Annotated in this window: 15 protein-coding genes; 3 read left to right on the top strand and 12 right to left on the bottom strand. The window is 69.9% G+C overall.

Going from position 1 to position 20,427, the window contains the following annotated elements:
- Positions 1 to 6: 6 nt before the first annotated feature.
- Entirely contained in the window at positions 7 to 717 is a 711-nt protein-coding gene (locus tag IE250_RS15180; RefSeq protein WP_189670102.1) for a TetR/AcrR family transcriptional regulator, read from the bottom strand.
- Positions 718 to 817: 100 nt separating this feature from the next.
- Here IE250_RS15180 and IE250_RS15185 point away from each other — a divergent pair, with 100 nt between their 5' ends.
- A complete protein-coding gene (locus tag IE250_RS15185; RefSeq protein WP_189670103.1) occupies positions 818 to 1,750 on the top strand; it encodes an SDR family NAD(P)-dependent oxidoreductase in 933 nt (310 codons plus the stop codon).
- A 91-nt stretch (positions 1,751 to 1,841) separates the two neighbouring features.
- On the top strand, positions 1,842 to 2,720 hold the full coding sequence (locus IE250_RS15190) for a helix-turn-helix transcriptional regulator (protein WP_189670104.1): 879 nt from the start codon (positions 1,842 to 1,844) through the stop codon (positions 2,718 to 2,720).
- Here IE250_RS15190 and IE250_RS15195 read toward each other — a convergent pair.
- From IE250_RS15195 to IE250_RS15210, 4 genes are all read right to left on the bottom strand, one after another.
- The gene (locus IE250_RS15195; protein WP_189670105.1) at positions 2,698 to 4,737 is read right to left on the bottom strand and encodes a glycoside hydrolase family 31 protein; all 2,040 of its coding nucleotides are present in this window, start codon (positions 4,735 to 4,737) and stop codon (positions 2,698 to 2,700) included. The genes IE250_RS15190 and IE250_RS15195 overlap by 23 nt on opposite strands.
- A gap of 94 nt (positions 4,738 to 4,831) precedes the next feature.
- The gene (locus IE250_RS15200; protein WP_189670106.1) at positions 4,832 to 5,641 is read right to left on the bottom strand and encodes a carbohydrate ABC transporter permease; all 810 of its coding nucleotides are present in this window, start codon (positions 5,639 to 5,641) and stop codon (positions 4,832 to 4,834) included.
- A 1-nt stretch (position 5,642) separates the two neighbouring features.
- Positions 5,643 to 6,602 (bottom strand): carbohydrate ABC transporter permease, encoded by a 960-nt coding sequence (locus IE250_RS15205; RefSeq protein WP_189670107.1) that lies wholly within the window; start codon positions 6,600 to 6,602, stop codon positions 5,643 to 5,645.
- A 69-nt stretch (positions 6,603 to 6,671) separates the two neighbouring features.
- A complete protein-coding gene (locus tag IE250_RS15210; protein WP_189670108.1) occupies positions 6,672 to 7,940 on the bottom strand; it encodes an ABC transporter substrate-binding protein in 1,269 nt (422 codons plus the stop codon).
- A gap of 505 nt (positions 7,941 to 8,445) precedes the next feature.
- On the opposite strand from IE250_RS15210, the gene IE250_RS15215 reads away from it, so the two are divergent.
- The gene (locus tag IE250_RS15215) at positions 8,446 to 10,431 is read left to right on the top strand and encodes a coiled-coil domain-containing protein (RefSeq protein WP_189670109.1); all 1,986 of its coding nucleotides are present in this window, start codon (positions 8,446 to 8,448) and stop codon (positions 10,429 to 10,431) included.
- 115 nt (positions 10,432 to 10,546) lie between these two features.
- Here IE250_RS15215 and IE250_RS15220 read toward each other — a convergent pair whose 3' ends face one another.
- The 7 genes from IE250_RS15220 to IE250_RS15250 form a co-directional block, all read right to left on the bottom strand.
- Entirely contained in the window at positions 10,547 to 11,554 is a 1,008-nt protein-coding gene (locus IE250_RS15220) for a LacI family DNA-binding transcriptional regulator (protein ID WP_189670110.1), read from the bottom strand.
- 167 nt (positions 11,555 to 11,721) lie between these two features.
- Positions 11,722 to 13,551 (bottom strand): RICIN domain-containing protein, encoded by a 1,830-nt coding sequence (locus IE250_RS15225; protein WP_229872482.1) that lies wholly within the window; start codon positions 13,549 to 13,551, stop codon positions 11,722 to 11,724.
- Between the two features lie 150 nt (positions 13,552 to 13,701).
- A complete protein-coding gene (locus tag IE250_RS15230) occupies positions 13,702 to 14,706 on the bottom strand; it encodes a LacI family DNA-binding transcriptional regulator (protein ID WP_189670111.1) in 1,005 nt (334 codons plus the stop codon).
- 100 nt (positions 14,707 to 14,806) lie between these two features.
- Positions 14,807 to 16,186 (bottom strand): ABC transporter substrate-binding protein, encoded by a 1,380-nt coding sequence (locus IE250_RS15235; protein ID WP_189670112.1) that lies wholly within the window; start codon positions 16,184 to 16,186, stop codon positions 14,807 to 14,809.
- Positions 16,187 to 16,197: 11 nt separating this feature from the next.
- Complete coding sequence (locus IE250_RS15240) at positions 16,198 to 17,160, bottom strand: carbohydrate ABC transporter permease (protein WP_189670113.1); 963 nt, start codon at positions 17,158 to 17,160, stop codon at positions 16,198 to 16,200.
- A 25-nt stretch (positions 17,161 to 17,185) separates the two neighbouring features.
- A complete protein-coding gene (locus tag IE250_RS15245) occupies positions 17,186 to 18,118 on the bottom strand; it encodes a carbohydrate ABC transporter permease (RefSeq protein WP_189670114.1) in 933 nt (310 codons plus the stop codon).
- Positions 18,119 to 18,162: 44 nt separating this feature from the next.
- Positions 18,163 to 20,391: an alpha-galactosidase gene (locus tag IE250_RS15250; protein WP_189670115.1), complete on the bottom strand. Its 2,229-nt coding sequence runs from the start codon at positions 20,389 to 20,391 to the stop codon at positions 18,163 to 18,165.
- Positions 20,392 to 20,427: the final 36 nt, after the last annotated feature.

Raw genomic sequence — 20,427 nt, forward strand, 5'->3', positions numbered from 1 at the left:
CCGAGGTCAGGGCGTGCTGCCTGCCTGGGCTTCGCTCGCTCCGAGGGGATCACCGGACCGCACCAGAGCACCCCTGATCAGCATGGCGACAGAGCTCTCCAGGCTGGAGCGCAGGTCCGGTGCGAACTGGGCCAGCGCGGGGTCGACCTCGTAGGCCGCGAGCACGCTGGCAGACGGCCGGCAGTACGTCGACAGCGCACCCGCCAGGATCAGGGTCGTCATGCACACCGTCCTGGCACCGTCTCCGAGCTCCGGCACGCGGCGGCGGATCATCTCGACCGCGGCCCCGAGGGTGGTGAGGGCGGACTGCTTGTGGCGCACGACGACGTCGACGGACACGTTGTGCTCCAGGACCCCGGCCTGCGCGCCTACGAGGTCCAGCAGCACCGTGTGGCGAGCCAGCGACCGGCTGAGGACTGCGGCCATCTGGTCACCCCGCCCCATCGCCGAGAGATGGGCGTCGATGCCGGTGGCGAGTTCGTCCGACACCTCCGCGAGCCACGCCTGCAGTGCACCGGTCAGGAGCTCGAGCAGTACCGCCTCACGGGACTCGAAGTAACGCAGCACGTTGGACTTGGCCAGCCCTACCCTGCGGCTCAGCTCGTTGAGACTCACCTCGGCCACCGGCATCTCGTCGAGCATCGCCATCGCCGTGTCGAGGATCGCCTGGCGCCGGATCGCCCGCTGCTCCTCGCTGCGCGCTCGCTGGAATGTCATGTCCGCCAGTTTACAGACCGCCAGTCTCTTGACAACAGACCGTTGGTCTTTTACGGTCGGACGCACAAGAGACCAGCGGTCCGTAAAAAGGAGAGCGACCATGACCGAGAAGTGGACCGAGCGCGACATCCCTGACCAGAAGGGCCGTGTGGCCGTCGTGACCGGCGCCAACACCGGCCTGGGCTTCGAGACAGCACGGGCCCTCGCGGAACGCGGGGCGACGGTGGTGCTGGCCGTGCGCGACGTCGAGAAGGGCAAGAAGGCCGCCGCCCGCATCTCCGGCGACGTCGGCGTGCTGGCACTGGACCTGACATCGCTGGAGTCCGTCCGCGACGCGGCGGCAGAGCTGCACGCGACGCACGACTCGATCGACCTGCTGATCAACAACGCCGGCGTGATGATGCCGCCCAAGCAGACCACGCGGGACGGGTTCGAGCTGCAGTTCGGCACCAACCACCTCGGCCACTTCGCGCTGACCGGGCTGCTGCTGGACCTGCTGCTGCCCGTTCCGGGCTCCCGGGTGGTGACCGTCAGCAGCATCGCCCACCGCACCGGGGGCGCCGCGATCCACTTCGACGACCTGCAGTGGGACCGGTCCTACGACCGGACCGCGGCCTATGCGCAGTCAAAGCTCGCGAACCTGCTGTTCGCCTACGAGCTGCAGCGCCGCCTCGCGCCGCGGGGCACCACGGTCTCCGTCGCCGCGCACCCCGGCCTCGCCAGCACCGAGCTGGTTCGCGACCTTCCCGCCGCCATGCGCCTGATCGCACCCGTCATCGGCCCCCTGGTCAGCCAGAGCGCGGCAGGAGGGGCGCTGCCCAGCCTGCGCGCCGCCACCGACCCGGCCGTCCTCGGCGGGCAGTACTACGGCCCCGACGGAAGGAGCGAGTTCCGTGGGAACCCACACGTGGTCTCCTCCAGCCCGCAGTCCTATGACGGGACCCTTCAGCAACGCCTGTGGACCGTCTCCGAGGACCTGACCGGCGTGAAGTTCCCCGAGATCCAGCCAGCACTGGTGGAGCAGGTCAAGTAGCCGGCGCGGCAAGCGAAGCTGCTGGACGTCGGGGTGGGGGGTTCCGATGGAGCCTCCCACCCCATGCGGGCACCCACCTATGGTTGAAGCCATGAGTACGAAGGACGAGGTGCGGGAGTTCCTGGTCTCCCGCCGCGCCAACGTCACGCCGCGGCAGGCCGGCATCCCCGACTTCGGTGGAGAGCGGCGCGTGCCCGGGCTGCGCCGCGAAGAGGTCGCCATGCTCGCCGGCGTCAGCCTCGACTACTACACGCGGCTGGAGCGCGGGAACATCCGCGGAGCCTCTCAGAGCGTGCTGGGCGCGATCGCGCGAGCGCTGCAGCTGAACGACGCCGAGCACGAGTACCTGTTCGACCTCGCCCGCACGGCGCCCGCGGCGGCCGCGCGCAAACCCAGGCCGGCTCCCGAGTCGGTGCGTACCTCGGTGCAACGCGTGCTGGACAGCATGACCCTGCCCGCGATCGTCCACAACGCGAACCAGGATCTTGTCGCCGCGAACCTCATGGGCCGTGCCCTGTACGCCCCGATGTTCGACACCGAGGGCACACCCAACGTCGCCCGGTTCATCTTCCTCGACCCCCGCGCCCAGGACTTCTACGTCGACTGGGCCCAGGCCCGCCGCGTGACGGCGGCGATGATGCGCCTGGAAGCCGGACGGGACCCGCTCAACCGGCAGCTCACGACGCTCATCGGCGAGCTCTCCACCCGCAGCCCGCAGTTCCGCGAGGACTGGGCCGGACACGACGTCCACGAGCACCGCACCGGGGTCAAGACGTTCCGCCATCCCGAGGTCGGCCCCATCGCGGTCGCGTTCGACGTGTTCGGGATGCCCGGCGAGGCCGGACTGATGATCGTCACCTACAGCCCTCCCCCGAACACCGACTCCGCCGACAAGTTCGCCCTGCTGGCCAGCTGGGCCGCCACTACCCAGCATCATGAGCGACCGCTCAGCGTGCCGCTGTCCGACTGACCTGGCCGACGAGATCCGGCAGCGCGCCGTCGCGAGCGAACACCGGGATGACATCGATCGGAGTGTCGACGGTGAGCCACTTGCCGCCGTCGTACGTGGTACCCGACCACAGGTCGGTCCATGCCGCGCCCTCGGGCAGGTACACGCGTCGGCTGGTCGCATGCGGCTCCACGATCGGCGCGACAAGGAGGTCGGGCCCGAACATGTACTGGTCCGCGAGGTCCCAGCACGTGGCGTCGCGGGGGAACTCGTGGAACATCCCGCGCATGACGGGCTGGCCGTTCGTGTGCGCCTCGGTCATGAGCCGGCGCGTGTAGGGGCGCAGCATCTCCCGCATGCGCGTGTAGCCGACGAGGATCTCGTAGACCTCCTCGCCGAAGCTCCAGAGCTCGTTCCCTGCCCCTGAACGGGCGCGGGGAGAACCGTCGGCGCTCGTGACCTCCTCATAGGGCTGGCGGTCGCCGTGCATGCGCATGACGGGGCAGAACGTACCGAACTGGAACCAGCGGACGAGCAGGTCGCGGAAGTCCGGGTCGTTGACGTCGCCGTTGTGGAACCCCCCGATGTCAGTGGTGAACCACGGGATCCCCGCGACACCCATGTGGAGGCCCGCGGTGATCTGCCGGCGCAGGTCCGTGTAGGTCGAGTGGATGTCACCCGACCAGACGAGGGCGCCGTACCGCTGGCTACCTGCCCAGGCACAGCGCAGGAGGTTCACCACCTCGTCCTGCCCCGCCGCCCTCTGGCCCTCGTAGAACATCCGCGCGAACGCCTGCGGGTAGATGTTTCCCACCTGCAGGTTCGAACCCTGGTGGTAGCGGTAGTTGTCGTAGTCGTAGACGCCGTACTCGGGCTCGGCCTCATCGAGCCAGAAGAGCTGGATGCCCAGGTCGTGGTAGTTCTGGCGGCAGATCTCCCACACCACCTCCCGGGTACGCGGGTTCGTGGCGTCGAGGAACATGCTGGGTCCCTGGAAGCCCATCTGCACGTCGAGACCCCGCTCCGTCCGGACGAGGAGGTTCTCCTTCTTCAGACGTGCGAAGTTCTCCGACTCGACCGAGACCTGCGGCCACACCGAGACCATGAGCTCGATGCCCAGCCCGCGGAGCTCGGCGACCATGGCCGCCGGGTCCGGCCAGAACTCCTCCTCGAAGCGGAAGTCGCCCATCTTGGGCCAGTGGAAGAAGTCGGCGACGATCACGTCGAGGGGTAGGCCGCGACGCTTGTGCTCGCGTGCCACGTCCAGGAGCTGTTCCTGGTTCCAGTAGCGCAGCTTGCACTGCCAGTAACCGAGGCCGTACTCGGGCATCATCGGCGCGTGCCCGGTCGCGTCCGCGTACGCGGCGCTGATCGCGGCTGGTGAGCTGCTCACGGTGATCCAGTAGTCGAGCTGCTGGGTCGACTCCGCGATCCACTCGGTCCGGTTGGCGGCGAAGGTGGCCTGCCCGATGGCCGGGTTGTGCCACAGGAAGCCGTAGCCTGCGCTGGACATCACGAACGGCACGCTGGCCTGGGAGTTGCGGTGCGCCAGCTCGAACGTCGAACCCTTGATGTCGAGGATCTCCTGCTGGTACTGCCCCATGCCGTAGAGCTTCTCGCCGGGGACCGGCTCGAACGCGGCGCGCAGCCGATGGTCGCCGCCGATCACCGGCCGGAACTCACGAGCCTGGAGCTTGAGGGAACCGCCCTCGTCCAGCTCGCGCAGGACGGTCCTCCCTGCGGCGTCGCGGAACTCGACCGTGCACCGGAACACCTGGTACCCCGCCTGCTCGTCGTAGAAGTCCCGTGCCCGGAGCACCGCAGTGACGTCGCCGTTGGTCAGCGTCGCGACACCGTCGTCGACCGAGACCGTCACGGGAACCCGCTCCGGCTCGAGCAGCGCGAAGTCCGTGTCGAGCACGTCGGAGGCCGGAGCGCTGCGGACCCGGAGCGAGCTACGGCCCCATGCCTGGACCGTGAGAGTCTCGCCGTCGCCTCGCCAGGTGACGTGGTCCGGGCCGGTCTCGAATGTGTTCATCGGGTCGGTTCTCTTTCGTATCTGGTTCACGGCGCCGCTGAGTCAGCGGCCAGGTGTGGGGGCTCGGGTGCCGGCGAGAAGGCAGCCGGTGCTGTCAGTCCTTGACGGCTCCGGCGGTCACGCCTGCGGCGATGTACTTCTGGGCGACGACGAGCAGCGCCGCCGCGGGGATCGAGGCGACGACGGCCGCGGCCATCATCGGCCCCCACTCCTGGTTCTGCGCGCCGATGTAGTTGTAGATGCCCATGGTGATCGGACGCAGCGACCCGCCCTCCCGGTCGAGAGTGGAGGCGAACAGGAAGTCCGACCACGCCCACAGGAAAGCGAAGAGCGCGGCGGTGATCATGGAGTTTCGAGACATCGGTAGCACCACTGACCGGAACGTCCGCCATGCCGAAGCGCCGTCGAGCTGAGCGGCCTGCATGAGCTCGCGAGGGATTCCGGTCATGAAGGCTGTCAGGAGCATGACCGCGAACGGGACGGCGATCGTCGAGTCCGCCAGGACCAGCCCCGGGACTGTGTTGAGGAGCCCGATGCGGTTGTAGATGGAGTAGAACCCGAGCGACATGACGACGGCGGGAACCATCTGCGCCACGATGAGCGCGAAGTTGAGCATCCTGCGCCCGGGCACCGCCAGCTTGGCCAGCGCGAAGGACGCCGGCGCGGCGACCAGGAGGGTGAGCAGCACCGTTCCCAGGCCCACCAGGAGGCTCGTGCCCAGGTACGGCAGCTGCTCCCGGAGCACGACCGTGTAGTGCTCGAACGTGAGGTCGAAAGGCAGGAGGTCGCCTCGGCGGATGCTCTCGCGTCGCGTGAGCGAGACGTTGAGCATCCAGTAGACGGGGAAGAGCATGATCGCGGTCAGCGCGATCGCGACCGGGGTCGTCCACCACGAGCGGTTCATGTCAGTCCTCCTGCTTGCGCTGGACGGCGATGTAGACGAACCCGAACAGCAGGGCGACGACCAGCAGGATCGTGCCCACGGCGGACGCCTCGGAGTAGCGGATCACCGACGACGTCCCCTTGCCGAAGGCCATCGCGTACGACCACGTGGCCAGCGTCTGAGAGCTGCCCGTGCCCGACGTCATGATCCAGATGATGTCCACGACCTTGAGCGTGTAGACGAGGCCGAGCAGCAGCGTGATCAGCGTGACGGGGCGCAACATCGGGACCGTGATCCGCCAGAACTGCTGCCACGCGTCGGCACCGTCGAGCGCCGCCGCCTCGTAGAGGTCGGCCGGGATGTTCTGCAGGCCGGAGTACAGGATCACGAGGTTGAACGGGACGCCGAGCCAGATGTTCGCGATCGTGACCGAAAGCAGGGCGTTGTCGGCGTTCAGCCACCACACCGGGTCCGCGCCGAACATCCCGAGGAACGCGTTGAGCACACCGGTGTCGGGGCTCATCATCCACTGCCACGTCGTTCCGGAGACGATCACCGGCAGGAGCCACGGGATCAGAAAGAGGCCGCGCAGCGTGGCAGACATGCGGAACCCGCCGCGATGGAAGAAAGCGGCCAGCACCAGGCCGATCACGTACTGGAACAGGATGGACGCCGCGGTGAAGATCGCCGTCTGCCGCACCACGTCCCAGAACCGGGGTTGCGAGGCCACCTCGGCGTAGATGTCGAACCCGACGAACGGCGCGCCGCCGTTGACGAAGCTGAACCGGTCGAAGCGGTGCAGGCTCATCACGACGTTCTGTACCAACGGGTAGGCGTAGAACAGCACGAGGTAGATCACGAGTGGGGCGACGAACGCGACAGCCACCCACCTCGACTCGCGCCGGGGTCGTCGGCCGGCCGCGGGCGCGGGGACGCGTGCGGCCCGTACTGCGGCCAGCTTGGGAATCGTCAACAGGCTCATGGGTAACTCACCAGGTCTGGAGTCGGAGGATTCGGGTGCGCTCGCCGGGGCGAGCGCACCCGCGGACCGTCAGTAGCCGGACGCGTCCTGGAAGGCGGTCTCGACGCCGGAGGCGTCACCCGCGGCGTTCAGCGCTCCCTGGAGAGCCTCGGACAGCGATGCCGAGACACCGACATACTCGGACCCGAGCTCTGTCGTACGCCCGGCGGCGCCCTCGATCGGCGCGACCCACGGCTCCCAGAGCTGGCTTGCCGCAACCTGCTCGGCGCGAACGTCGGGCTTCGCGGACAGGTAGCCGAGCGTCTCGTTGGTGGTGAACGCCGCCTCACCCTCGGTCAGGCAGGCGATCACGGCCGCGGCGTTCGCGTAGTGGTCGGAGGCGTCGGTCGACTGGATCGGGGCGACGGCGAACTCGCCGCCGGTCGGCACGGGAGCGACACCGCCGTCCTTCGCCGGGATCGGGATCACGCCGGTCTTGAAGTCGGCGTCCGCGGCGGCCGCGGCGAACCATGAGCCGTTCTCGGCGAACGCGTACTCGCCGGTGAGGAACAGGTCCCAGGCCGCCGACTGGTTGTCCGTCGCCGCGGAGCGCGGAGCCCAGCCCTTGCCGACCCAACCGGACAGAAGCTGTCCGGCGGAGACCGCCTCGGACGTGCCGATGTCGGAGAGGTCAGCGCCGGATCCCCAGAACCAGGGCAGGAACTGGAAGACGCCCTCCTCGCCCGCGATACCGGAGAAGGTGATGCCCTTGCTCCCGGTCGCGACGGTCTTCTCGAGGGCCGCCTCGAGCGAGGCCCAGTCGGTGATCGTCGCCGGGTCGACCCCCGCTTCCTCGAGCAGGTCCGCGTTGTAGTAGAGCCCGAGTGCGTTGGAGCCGAACGGGACGCCGTACTCCACGCCGTCGACGACGCCGGGTCCCATCAGGTTCTCGTCGATGCCGGTCGTGGCGATGCCCGCCTGCTCGGCGGTCGCGAGCAGCTGGGCAGCGACCGCCTCAGGCATCATCGGGTTGTCCAGGACGACGACGTCCGGGGCCGTCCCCTCCTTGACCGCGGTCGTGAGCTGGTTGAACAGGTCTGTCTGGGGTGCGCTCGAGCGCACGATCGTCGACCCGTCAGGGGCGCACGACTTGACGTGCTCGTCCCACGGGGTGCCCTCGGTGTGCTGGGGGTACGGGTCCCAGAAGGTGATCTCGGCCGTGGTGGTGCCAGCGGACGCGTTTCCGTCGGCCCCCGGTTCCGGGGTCGAGCCGCCGCCGGCGCACGCCGCCAGGCCGAGACCTGTCGCCAGGGCCATGCTGAGGCCGAGGCCTCGACGCACCCTTGTTGTCGTTGTCATCGCACGTTACCTCTCCGTTGAGACGGACCGTTTCGGTCCTCGTGGTCAGCGGGGCGCCCGGCACTCCTGAGCCGTTGCTGCCCCCTGACGGGGCATCCGACGACACCGCTGCCGGCTTGCTGCCACCCTCAGCGAACCGGTTCGCTGATCATGCCAGCGCAAGCAGGAGAGGTCAAGGCGAACCGGTTCGCTGCTTTGGTTTCGTTGTTTGGTGTCCAGGGATGAGCGGGCCGCCGGCACCCGGCAGGGCCGCTCCGGGATCGGGGTGGCACTTGGAGCCAGGCGTCCCTGCCCGTCGAGCAGGCCGACCACCTCGGTCTATGCGCGCTCCGTAACTTCACCCGCTAGGCATGCTTGCGTCATACGCATCTTTGCGCGTACCGTCGCTCTCGGCTGCAGGACGCAACCAACCGCAAGCTCCGGAAGCCGGAGCCCTACCCACCCCGTTGAAGGAGCGGCTTCTCACCTGGGAAGTCTCTCGGACGTCTGTCGAGGAGACGCTCTTATGTCCGTGCGTACACAGAAGACCGCTCGCCGTGTTGGTTCCGCCCTAGTTCTGCCAGGCATGGTCGCCGGGATGCTGGTGCTGGCCGCGCCGGCCACCGCCGCGGCAGGCCCGACCACCGGGATCTGCACCGGTGTGACGAACCAGCTGGCCCACCGGGGCGCCGTGCAGCCGAACCTGCTCAGGGCCGCGGCGCGCCAGAACGCCGAGCAGATCGCGAAGCTGCAGGCCGAGCGTGCCGCGCTGGTCACCACGCAGGAGAGCCTGACGGCGCAGGTCACCGCCGCGGAGCAGGAGATCGCCGCGCTGGACGCGCAGTACGCCACGCTGGTCGGGGAGATCGACACGGTGACGATGTCGCTGACGAAGCTGAACGCGGACAAGGCGACGCTGACCGCCGCCATCGCGGCGGCGAACGCCGAGCTGACGACGCTCCAGGATCAGCGCGCGACGCTGGTCGACCAGATCACCCCGCTGCAGACCCAGCTGACCGCCGCCCAGAGCGAGCTGGCCGACCTGACCACCCAGAAGGCCGACGTGGTCAGCAGCCTGGCCACCAAGGAGGCCGACCTGGCCGCGGCGAAGACCAGCCTGGAGGACCTGACCGGGAAGGCGACGACGGCGCAGGACGCCGTCAACGCCCAGCTGGCCGCGATCGACAAGGCGACGCAGGAGCTGGCCGGGCTGGTCATCCAGGGTGACGCCGCGCAGGCCGCGGTGGACGCGGCCCAGGAGGAGCTCGCCGACGCTCGGGCGGCGCTGCCGGCACTGGAGACTGCCGCCCAGGCCGCTGCCACCGATGCCGCCGCTGCGAGCGCAGCGGTAGTCGCGGCCGAGGAGGAGCTCCGCCTGGCCGAGCAGAGCGTGCAGACCCTCACCGTGCAGATCGGCACCATCGAGGCCGAGCTGCCCACGCTGCAGACGGAGATCGCCGGCCTGCAGGGTGACATCGCTACCAAGAACGCGCAGGTCACCGCGAAGCAGGAGGAGATCGCCGCCGCCACCGCGATGCCGACCACCGACACGACCGGTCTGCAGGCCCAGCTCGCCGCGCTCGAGGCCGAGCTCGCGGCGCTGAAGGGCGCGGTGCCCAAGAAGAGGGCCGAGCTGCAGGCCCAGATCAACACGCTGAAGGGACAGATCGCCGCCGCAGAGCAGGAGGCCGCGGCCAAGACCGCGCTGATCAGCGCCCTGAACGGTGACCTGACCGCGCTGCAGGGTCAGCTGGCCACCCTGAACTCGCAGCTTTCGGCCAAGCAGCAGGAGAGCAGCGACCTCCAGCAGCAGCTCGCGGGCCTCCAGACCAGCCTGGCCGGCGCGAACGGACAGGTAGCCAGCGCCACCGTGGCGCTGGCCGACGCCAAGGCCACCCAGACCGCCGCGAACACCGCCCTGGACGACGCCAACGCCGCGGTGACCGCGAAGGAGGCGGAGATCGCCGAGCTCGAGGCGTCCCTGCCGGGCCTGACCGATGACCTGGCGGCCGCGAAGGCGGAGATCGCCTCCAAGCAGGGTGAGCTGACGGCCCTCGAGGACGCTCTGCCGGGCCTCCAGGACACCCTGACCGCGGCGAACACCGCGGTCACCACGCAGACCGCCGAGGTGACCAGGCTGGACGGCGAGGTCGCCACGCTGGTCACGACCCTGGCCGCGGTGAACAGCTCGATCACCGCGGCGGAGAACACGATCCTGTCCCTGCAGAACCAGCTCACCCCGCTGCAGTCCTCGCTGAACACGCTCAACCAGCAGATCAGCGAGAGGGAGGCCGCGCTGACCACAGCCAAGGCCGACCTGTCCGCGCTCGACGCCAAGATCGTCACCCAGTCCGCGACCCTGCGGACCCTGGAGAGCGCAAAGAAGCCCAACCGTGACGCTGTCGCCACCCAGAAGACCGTCGTCGCAGGTCTCCAGGCCCAGTACGCCGCCGTTCTCGACCGCATCGCCGTCATCGACGGGACGATCGCGCTCGGTGGCTGCCTCGCCTGACCCGGGCACCGAAGGGGCCCCGCCCAGCCGATCGGCCGGGCGGGGCCCCTCCTACCTGCGATGCGAGGTGCGGTCGCCCTGCGGTGCTGGGCGTCGCCGTCTTGCAGCCGACCCGCTATGCGACGGTCGCGACGCTCCCGCGCTCGATGAGCCGGGGACCGACGAGCCGCGCTTCCGCGGGGGCGTCCGGGGAAGCGATCCGGCGTACGAGCATCTCGATGGCGGCATGCGCGACGACGTCCGGACCGGACTCGACCGAGGTGAAGGGCAGGGCGTAGAGCCTGGCCAGCTCGGCGGAGTGGAGGGAGACCACGCTGCGGTCCCCGGGGACGTCGAGACCCGTGTCGTGGAGTGCGAACTGGAGCATCGCGGACGCCGCATCGTTGTGGACGATCAGGGCGCTGGGCCCGTCCGCCCGTCCCAGCTCGTCCCGGAGGGCCGCCCGCACCTGTTCGGGACCCACCGAGCACGAGAGCGGTTCGAGAGTCAGGCCCCGCTCGCCGGCCCGTTTTTCGGCCGCGCTCGCAAACCTGATCGCGTAGGTGCTGCCCCCGGCGTACACCTTGTCGGGCCACCGGACGAAGGTCGCTTCGCGGTGGCCGTGGTCCGCGAGATGGTCGACGAGAAGGCGGGCCGCGGCGGCGAAGTCGAGGTCGACCGAGTCGATCCCCCGCGTATCCTCCGGCATCCCCACGAGGACCGCCGGATACCCCGCCTCGGCGATGGGCCCCAGGCGGGGGTCCCCTTCGACCACGCTGAGCAGGACGAGCCCGTCGACCTGACGGCCCGCGATGGCCTTGTTCACCGCCGCCTCTCCGTCCGGCTCGGTGAGGAGCACGACGGCGTACCCGCTCTCCCGTGCCGCGTCCGCGAGCGCCACGAGGTAGGTGGCCAGTGCCGGGCTGAACTCCGCCTCGTGGAAACGCACCACCACACCGAGCGTCATGGTCCGTGCGGTCGCCAGGGCGCGGGCACCGGCGTTCACCGAGTAGCCCAGCATGGTGATCGCCGCCTCGATCTTCTCGCGCGTTTCCGGGGAGACGAACTTGCGCCCGGTCAGAACCGAGGAGACCGTGCTGCGTGACACCCCGGCCTCGCGGGCCACGTCACCGATCGTCGCCAAATGAGTGCCCCTTTTCCCGGGGTGATTCCACCCCGTTTCGGCGAGCGTACCGGTTCGCTCCGCCCGTATCGTGCAGGGCGGCCGACGGCGATTCGCCGTCGGCCGCCCCCGGTGGAGCCCCTCTACCTCGTGGCCACCGGACCACGGGCCCAGCTTGTTTGCAGCCCCTACTTCCCGAGCAGACGCCAGGTCTGGTTGAGGGGGCTGCTCTGGCCGACCGGGTTGCAGGTCCACTGGTGGATCGCCGCGCCGGCCGACGTCGAGATCGTGCTCACGTCGACGCACTTGCCGCTGTGCCGGGCGACGAGCTGGTAGTCCTGCGCACTGCTGCCCGAGTAGGTGACCTTGCGGAGCGTGAACTGCTGGTTCTGCGCGCCGGCGATGCAGGTCCACTGGGTGACCGCGGCCCCGTTCGCCGTGGAGATACCCGACACGTCGAGGCACTTCCCGCTGTGCTCGTTGACGGCCGTGTAGGTGTCGGCGACGCCGCTCACCGGAACGAACCGCCAGATCTGCTGGTTACCGCCCTCGCAGTGGTACTGCTGCTGCACGGTGCCGTTGGCCGTCGAGAGGTTGGTGTCGTCGAGGCACATCTGGCTGTGCTGCGCCACGGCGACGGTGGTGATCTCGGCGTTGCCCGGCGGCAGCAGGGTGACCGTGTACCCGTCGACGGTGTTCGCGCTGGGGATGTTGACGGTGGTCGCTCCGCTGCTCAGCGTCACGACGGAGCTGGAGATCGTCTCGGGTCCCTTGACCGCACCGCCGTTGTTGTACGGGACGCGCTGGACGACGACCCGCACCTGGTTGTTCGACACGATCCCCGTCGTCGAGGTCACGTTGTTGAGCCGGACCGCTATGTTGCCCGTCGTGCGTCCTCCGCCGACGAGGATCTGCGCGCGCCCCGTGGTCTTGGTCGCGAACGCGTCGTAGCTGGGGCTGGGCGTCGTCGACACGATCGCGCCGGTCTGGGACCCGTAGTACCGGTACATCCACCACTCACCGGTAGGGAGGTACTGGCTGCCCGTCTTGACCAGCAGCTTGGCCTGAAGGTCGTTGAGCTGCTGGCCGAGGGCCCAGTTGGCCCGGAGCCCGACCGTGCCGGCCCGCTCGAACCGTGAGATGTACCACGCGCCGTCGGCTGGGTTCTGCTCGCTGGTCGACGCGTACTCGTTGATCTGGTAGGGCATCGTCCTGGTGATCCCGCGGGCGGAGAGCAGCGAGCTCGCGCCCTGCGAGCTGGTCACGGGGTCGCCCGGGAGGTTGTGCCAGGCATAGATGTCCGGCAGGACGTTGTTGGCCTTCGCGTAGTCCAGGAAGACGGGCCACAGCGGCGAGCTCTGCGGCGACCTTCCGGTGCTCGGCCCCACGATGACGGCGTCGGGGAAGGCGGTCCTGATGCGCTGGTAGCCCCTCTTCCACATCTCGAGGTACTGCGACTGCGAGCGGTTCCAGAACACTGAGATATCGGGCTCGTTCCAGATGTCCCACTGCACCTGCACGCCGCTGGCCCGGACGTCAGCGATGAGCTGGTTCATGAACGCGTCGTACGAGGCCCAGTCGCCGTTGTCCCCCGGGAAGACCGAAGCCTGCGTCTCGGCGTCGGCGCCCCACAGGTCGTGCACCAGCAGGACGAACTCGCCGCCGAGGTCGGCCGTGCGCTCGGCCTGAGCCTCGGTGGCGGCCCAGCGGCGCGGGTACGTCCCACCGATCCAGCCGCCCGGGTTGTCGAGCTGCGCGCCGCCAGCCCGCATGTAGTTCCACTTGATGTCGGTGTAGAAGTGGTCCTGCGGCAGGCCGCCGGACTCCGTCATCCCGTAGATGGTGCCGGAGGCGAGGTACTGCGGCGCGCCGCCGGAGACGGCGAAGTCGACGCTGATCTGCTCGTCGCCCGCGGTCGCCGTCGGCGCCGACAGCATCGACACCGCCAGTGCGCCCACCAGGGCCGGGGCCAGCAGTGCGCGGATGCGCCCGCTCCTCCTGTTGGATGAAGTGACCACGAATGCTCCTTTGCAATCAGTGAAAGGGTTCGCCGTAGGCCCGGGTGTTCCTGTCGTGCCCTCGTTGATCCAGCGAACCGGTTCGCCAAGAGTGCCGCAACCCTGGCGACCGCGTCAAGCGAACCGGTTCTTTCCCGGAGCCGGTCGGCGCTACTCGTCGTCGAGTCGCGTGGTGGACTGGCGCTCGATGACCCGGAGGGCGTCGCTGCTGATTCCTGTCGCGGGCGGGCCGTCGTCGAGGACCTGGCGCAGGCGCTCACGAATGTGGACGCCCGTCCCGGCGAAGTCGTACCGAACGGTCGACAGTGTCGGGCCCAGCAGGCCGGCGAGGGGCTCGTCGTCGATTCCGATGATCGAGACGTCCCCCGGGACGTCGAGTCCGATGGAACGGGCGGCGGCGACCGCGACGGCGGCGAAGAGGTCGTTGAAGCAGCACAAGGCGGTGATCCGGTCCGCGCCGGTGGCCACACGACCCAGCGCACTGGCGACAGTCGCGATGGCGGCCTCGTCCGGCGGGCCGGCCACGGAGATCACCTGGGGCGCCACGAGGCCCAGGCCCGCGGCGGCCTCACGCGCAGCGGCGAGCCGCGGTGTCGAGAAGGGTCGCACCTGGGCGTCGCTGACCGTCAGGATCCCGAGCCGGCGGTGGCCCAGGGCCGCGAGGTGCTCGACCTGCAGGGTCGCTGCCGCTCGGTCCAGCCGCTCGATCGGGGACGCCACCGAGATCACTGGGATGCTCGCCGCGCGGGCCGCGGCCGTGTCTTCCTCAGGGAGGGGCAGCACCTCGAGCAGCGCCTGTGGCGAGATGTCGCGCAGAGAGTCGAGCAGGCGGTTGCCGGGGCGGATGGCGAGGGCTACCAGGGACCGGTTGGTGGCGCGCACGGCGTCGGTCAGGGATGCGACGAGCTTCGCGAAGTTCGTGCTGGCCGGCACGTCGGGCAACGCAAGCAGCACGATCCCGGACTGCCCCTTGCGCAGCGCACGGGCCGCCGCATGCGGTGTGTAAGCCAGCTCTGCCGCTGCGGCGCGGACCCTGGCGACGGTCTCCGGGGCGAACGCCTGCCGGTTGCTCCCGTTCAGGATGTAGCTGACCGTCGAGCGGGACACGCCCGCTGCCGCCGCGACATCCGCGGCCGTCGCCCGTTGTCCGCTCACCCGCACATCACCGCCGTAGTCGCTTGCGTTGTGCCGTAATAGCACCCTACAGCGCTCACACGATTCACTCACACGTGTGAGCGGCGCCCTCGCGCCCCTCCTACTCGGCGAGGAGCTCGTTCACGCGCCGGTTCGCCGGTGCCAGGCTCTCCGGGTCGGACTGGAACGAGAGCACCGAGTCCATGGTGGGCTGCATGATCGTCTGCAGCTCGGCCCAGCGGTCGGTGACCGGCGACGGCGTCGTCGTGCCGTCGGTCACGTGGACGGAGAAGGCGTCGGCGTCCACGCCGATCTCCTGGAAGGCCGCCACCGCCCGGTCGGAGGCCTCCTTGACGGCCGGGAAGACCCGCGCCTCTTCCGCCACCCGGAGCTGGCAGTCGGGGCTCGCGAGGTACTCGACCCAGGCCCAGGCCTCGTCGGGGTGCGGCGTGCCGGCGTAGATCGCGTCCGACAGGCCGTTGAACACCGTGCCCCGCTCCCCCGACGGCCCCACCGGCGTGGGGGCCACCTGGAAGTCGGCGCCGCCCAGCTCGCTGATCGACCGGGCGTTCCACGAGCCCTCGATCAGGCTGGCGTACGCCCCCGCGCCGAGCGCCTCCTGGCTGCCCACGCCCGACGTCGCTACCGCCAGCGGCGGCATGTAGCCCTTGTCGACCAGCGAGCGCCACCAGCCGATCGTCTCGACCAGGGCCGGTTCGTCGTAGCGGAACTCCGTAGGCCAGGGGTTGCGGTCGGAGTAGGTCCAGCCGTTGCTCAGCGCGAACGAGGCCCACTGGACCTGGCCGTACCCGCCGCCCGACTCGTTGTACCCGAGCCCGTAGACCTCGACGTTGTCCTTGTCGAAGCCGGGCTCGTCACCCCGCACGCCGTTGCTGTCGACGCTCATGTGGGCGACGAACTCCTCGAACGTGCCGCCGTCGGCCGGGTTCCACTCCAGCTCCCACAGGTCGTCCTGCGTGTATCCGGCGTCGGCGAGCATGTCCGCGTTGTAGTACAGACCCACGGTGTCCCAGTCCTTCGGCAGCCCGTACAGGCCGCCGTCCTGCCCGCGCCACAGGTCCACGAGGCCGTCCTGGTACTGGGACAGGTCGATCCCCGAGGCGGCGACCCGGTCCGAGACGTCGAGGATCTGGTCGAGCTCGGCGAACTTGCCGAACTGCTGCGAGTGGTCGACGAACACGTCGGGCGCGCTCTCGGCCACCATGCGGGCGGTGAGCTGCGTCCAGTAGTCGTCCCAGCCGTACTGCTCGATGTTGACCCGGACGCCGGGGTTGGCGGCCTCGAAGTCGGCCGCGCACTTCTGGTACCCGGGGACCTGGTTGGCGTCCCACATCCAGTAGGTGAGCGTGACCGTGCCGTCCGTCGCGGCCTGGGACGTGCTCGCGCAGCCGGCCGCACCCAGCGCGACGGCGGCCGCCGCGAGCGCGGCGACGGCGCGCCCGGTCGTGCTCGTCCTGCTGCTGCTTGTCATCGTCGTCATCGTCGATGTCCTCACTTGATCCCGGAGAAGCCGATGGAGTTCACGATCCGCCGCCCGAGCACGACGAAGAGCAGCACGATGGGCAGCGCCGCGACCAGGGTCGCCGCCATGAGCCCCGCCCAGTCCGGGCTGCCCTGCGGCGTCTGGGAGCGGAAGATGCCGAGCGCGACGGTGAGCACCCGAACGCCGTCGGACTGCCCCACGAGCAGCGGCCAGAAGTACTCGTTCCACGCCTGGATGTAGGTGAGCACCGCGAGCGTGGTGATCGGTGCGGCACTCATCGGGAGGATGATCCGCAGGAACGTGCGGCCCCTGCTGGCGCCGTCGATCATCGCGGCCTCCTCGATCTCGTGCGGGATGCCGAGGAAGAACTGCCGCAGGAAGAAGATCGCGAACGGCGTCATGAAGAACGTCGGCAGCACGAGCCCGGGGAACGTGTTGAGCAGGCCCAGCTCCTTGATGAGCACGAAGTTCGGGATCGCCGTGAAGATGCCGGGCACCATGAGGGCGGACAGGAACACCGCGAACACGGCGTTGCGGCCCGGCCAGCGCAGGCGGGCGAAGGCGTAGGCGGCCATCGCGGAGAAGAAGACCTGCCCCAGGGTGATGGCGGTGGACATGATCACCGAGTTGCGCAGGTAGAGCCAGAAGTTGATCCGTCCGCCGGCGCCGCCCTGGGCCAGCGACTCCTCCAGCGTGGTGAGCCCGAACACGCGCCGGAACGCGTCGAGCGTGAAGCCGGCCGGAGCGAGGTTCGCCGCTTGGGCGGCGAGCTCGGAGTTGGTGGAGAACGCCGTGCGCAGCATCCAGTAGAACGGGAAGAGCGTGATCAGCAGGATCACGATCATCGTGGCCCAGCCCAGGACGGTGCCCCAGCGTGGTCGCCGCGACCCCTTCTCGGGTGCGCCGGCGGGACGGGGGACCTCTGCGGGCGGGGTGGCGGGCGGTGTGGCGGGCACGATCGTCGTCGACATGCCCCCTCCTTCGGTTGGTGTGGGTTCAGTTGGTGTCGGACTCGCTCGCCCGCGTCAGGCGCAGCTGCAGGAGCGCTACACCGAGCAGGACGAGGAACAGCACTACCGACAGCGCCGAGGCGTACCCGAAGTCGAGCTGCCCGAACGCGAGCTGGTAGATGTACAGGTAGATGACGCGGGTCGCGTCGACCGGGCCACCGGCGGAGGTCACCGCCACGGTGTCGAAGATCTGGAACGACCCGGTGACGGTGACCACCAGCACGAGCGCCAGCACCGGCCGCAACAGCGGCAGCGTGACCGACCAGAACTGCCGCAGCGGCCCGGCGCCGTCGAGCTCGGCGGCCTCGTAGACCTGCTGGTCGATCATCTGCAGCCCGGCGAAGATCAGCAGCGCCGTGTAGCCCATGTGCCGCCACACGTTGATCAGCGCGATGGTGGGCAGCGCAAGGGCCGGATCGCCGAAGAACGCCTGCGGATCGAGTCCCACCCGCTCCAGCAGCACGTTCACGATGCCCATCTGGAAGTCGAGCATGAAGAACCAGACGAGGGCGACGACGACGTTCGCGACGAAGTACGGCAGCAGCACCACGCCACGCACGAACGCCGAGCGGGTGAGCCGCTGCATGAGGACGGCTATCGCGATCGCGAGCACCGTCTGGAGGCCGATGTTCATCACGACGTAGTAGGCCGTGACCCCCATCGCGTTCCAGAACAGCGGGTCCTGCACGAGTCGCTCGTAGTTGTCCAGACCCACGAACCGGGGCGGGGCAAGTACCGAGTAGTCGGTGAGCGAGAACCATGCCCCGCGCACCGCCGGCACGAGGTAGAAGGTGACGAACCCGATGGTTGCCGGGATGAGGAAGATCAGGGCGGTGCGCAGGTCCCCGTACCGGGGGCGTCGCGGTCTGCCGGGTCGGGCTCGGGCGGCCGCGGGGGCCGCGGTGGTGATGACTGCCATGTGTCTCTCCTGTCGCGTCGTTGCGATCTCGGTCTTGCTGGTGGTCAGGCCGGGGGTGTGGTCCGGACGTGGAGCAGCACCGACCGCTCCGGGAACTGGTTGGGCACCTGCACGCCGACGACGCCGAGGGCGCGGCCGGACAGCCGCGCGCCGTCCTTCCACCAGGCCGGCGACTCGACGCCGTCGTCCTGCCGGGGCGAGATGTCGTCACCGGGCGCGAGCGGGCGCACCTCGTAGGTCCGCGCCGGGTCGAGGCCCGGCAGGCGGACGCGCCCGGGCGGCGCGGAGACTCCGGTCGTGAGCTGCACGACGGCGAAGATGGCCTCGTCGCGGTTCTCCGCGACGACGCCGTGCACGCGCAGGGCGGGGTCGGGATGATCGGCGCGCACCACGCGACCGCGGTGCAGCAGGTCGCGGTGCTCCCGGTAGGCGCTCACCCAGGCGGCGAGGCCCGTCAGGTCGTCCTCGTCGGCACGGGTCAGGTCCCACTCCACGCCCAGGTGCCCGAAGAACGCCGTCGCGCCGCGGAAGCTCAGGTCGTGGCTGCGGCCCGTGGTGTGGGCCTGCGGCGAGCCGATGTGCGAGCCCATCATCTCGGGCGGGACGATCATTCCGGTGCCCGCCTCGATCGTCTGGCGCTCCAGGGCGTCTATGCAGTCCGAGGCCCAGATCCGGTCGGTGCGCTCGAGGATTCCCAGGTCGGCCCGTCCGCCGCCGCCGGAGCAGCTCTCGAACTCCACGTCCGGGTGGGCGGCCCGCAGCGCGTCGATGAGCCGGTAGGCGGCGTGCGTCTGGCCGTGCACGCCTGCCCTGCCCGTGGGCTGGTGCCCGGCGTCGATGAGGTCCCGGTTGTGGTCCCACTTGACGAAGGCGATCGGGTACTCGGTGAGGATCGCGTCCATGCGCCCGAACACGTGGTCCCAGGCGCCCCGGTTCGCGAGGTCCAGCACCTGCTGGTTGCGCGACGCCGGAGGCATGCGCGTGCCGGTACGCAGGATCCACTCCGGGTGCTCGCGCGCGAGGTCGGAGTCCGGGTTGACCATCTCCGGCTCGAACCACAGCCCGAACTCCATGCCGAGACCGGTGACATGGTCGGCCAGCGGGTGCAGGCCGCCGGGCCAGACGTCCTCGTCGACGTACCAGTCGCCCAGCCCCGTGGAGTCGTCGCGCCGCCCGCGGAACCACCCGTCGTCGAGCACGTACCGCTCGATCCCGACGGCGGCCGCCGCGTCGGCGAGCGCCGACAGCCGCGGCAGGTCGTGGTCGAAGTAGACGGCCTCCCAGACGTTGATCAGCGTCTTGCGGGGGCTGACCGGGTGCTGCGGCCGGGAGCGCAGGTACGAGTGGAACCGGTGGGAGAGCTCGTCGAGCCCGTCGCCGTAGGACGCGTACAGCCACGGCGAGGTGTACGACTCCCCGGGCGCGAGGCGCACCTCGCCGGACAGCAGCAGCTCGCCCCCGCCGAGCACGCGGGCGCCGCTGGGCATCTCCTGCTCGGCGTACGTGCGGGTGTTGCCCGACCAGGCGACGTGGACGCCCCAGACCTCGCCGCCGCCGTGCCCGAAGCCGGGCCGGCCCGCGGTGAGCAGCAGGGTCCCGTCGTGGCTGCGGGCGCGGCGTGATTCACGAAGGTGGGTGCCCGCGGTGAACGCGTGCCGCTGCGCGGAGCGCTCGCGCAGGTGGCGGCCGGTCCAGTCGAGGATCTCCTCGGCCTCGGGCGGCACGGGCAGAGCGGTGTCGAGGCCGGCCATGGTGAACACGTCGTTGGCCGCGTTGGTCACGGTGGAGCGGGTGCGCACCAGCCCTGACGGGTACTGCTCGACGACGAGGGTGAGCAGGAGTGCGGCGTCGGGATCGTCGGCCGTCACCACGAGGCGGTCGGCGACGGGTGTGCCGTCGTCGCGGACGAGGGGTCCGGTGGTCGTGACGCCGGTGACCCGGAACGCCGTCGACCACGCCGTGCCGTCCCGGGAACCGGTGACGCCCGGGGTCGCGAGCCAGCCCGCCGACTGCTCCGGCAGCAGCGAGAGCACGTAGGGGGCGTCGGGGACGCCCGACACCACCGGGACCACCGAGGCGAGCACGAGATGCGCGACCTCATCGGGCCCGATGTCGCCGAGGTCCGCGCCCCAGTGCAGCACGCGGGGCAGGTGCGGGCCGGACGTGTCGAGCAGCAGGCTCACGCCCCCGGCACGCAGGTGGGCGAACGACGGCCTCGCCCCGTCGGGAGCGTCAGCAGCGTCGTCGCGCTGGTTCTGGAGAGAGACAGACATCGGGGTCCTTGTGGTCGAGTGACGTCGGCGTCGAAG

Source organism: Promicromonospora soli (assembly GCF_014653785.1).
GTDB lineage: Bacteria > Actinomycetota > Actinomycetes > Actinomycetales > Cellulomonadaceae > Promicromonospora > Promicromonospora soli.

What these genes read in the sequence shown, in the direction of transcription:
- IE250_RS15180 (WP_189670102.1), bottom strand. Translation starts at nt 717, where the DNA reads ATGACATTCCAGCGAGCGCGCAGCGAGGAGCAGCGGGCGATCCGGCGC.
- IE250_RS15185 (WP_189670103.1), top strand. Translation starts at nt 818, where the DNA reads ATGACCGAGAAGTGGACCGAGCGCGACATCCCTGACCAGAAGGGCCGT.
- IE250_RS15190 (WP_189670104.1), top strand. Translation starts at nt 1,842, where the DNA reads ATGAGTACGAAGGACGAGGTGCGGGAGTTCCTGGTCTCCCGCCGCGCC.
- IE250_RS15195 (WP_189670105.1), bottom strand. Translation starts at nt 4,737, where the DNA reads ATGAACACATTCGAGACCGGCCCGGACCACGTCACCTGGCGAGGCGAC.
- IE250_RS15200 (WP_189670106.1), bottom strand. Translation starts at nt 5,641, where the DNA reads ATGAACCGCTCGTGGTGGACGACCCCGGTCGCGATCGCGCTGACCGCG.
- IE250_RS15205 (WP_189670107.1), bottom strand. Translation starts at nt 6,602, where the DNA reads ATGAGCCTGTTGACGATTCCCAAGCTGGCCGCAGTACGGGCCGCACGC.
- IE250_RS15210 (WP_189670108.1), bottom strand. Translation starts at nt 7,940, where the DNA reads ATGACAACGACAACAAGGGTGCGTCGAGGCCTCGGCCTCAGCATGGCC.
- IE250_RS15215 (WP_189670109.1), top strand. Translation starts at nt 8,446, where the DNA reads ATGTCCGTGCGTACACAGAAGACCGCTCGCCGTGTTGGTTCCGCCCTA.
- IE250_RS15235 (WP_189670112.1), bottom strand. Translation starts at nt 16,186, where the DNA reads ATGACGACGATGACAAGCAGCAGCAGGACGAGCACGACCGGGCGCGCC.
- IE250_RS15240 (WP_189670113.1), bottom strand. Translation starts at nt 17,160, where the DNA reads ATGTCGACGACGATCGTGCCCGCCACACCGCCCGCCACCCCGCCCGCA.
- IE250_RS15245 (WP_189670114.1), bottom strand. Translation starts at nt 18,118, where the DNA reads ATGGCAGTCATCACCACCGCGGCCCCCGCGGCCGCCCGAGCCCGACCC.
- IE250_RS15250 (WP_189670115.1), bottom strand. Translation starts at nt 20,391, where the DNA reads ATGTCTGTCTCTCTCCAGAACCAGCGCGACGACGCTGCTGACGCTCCC.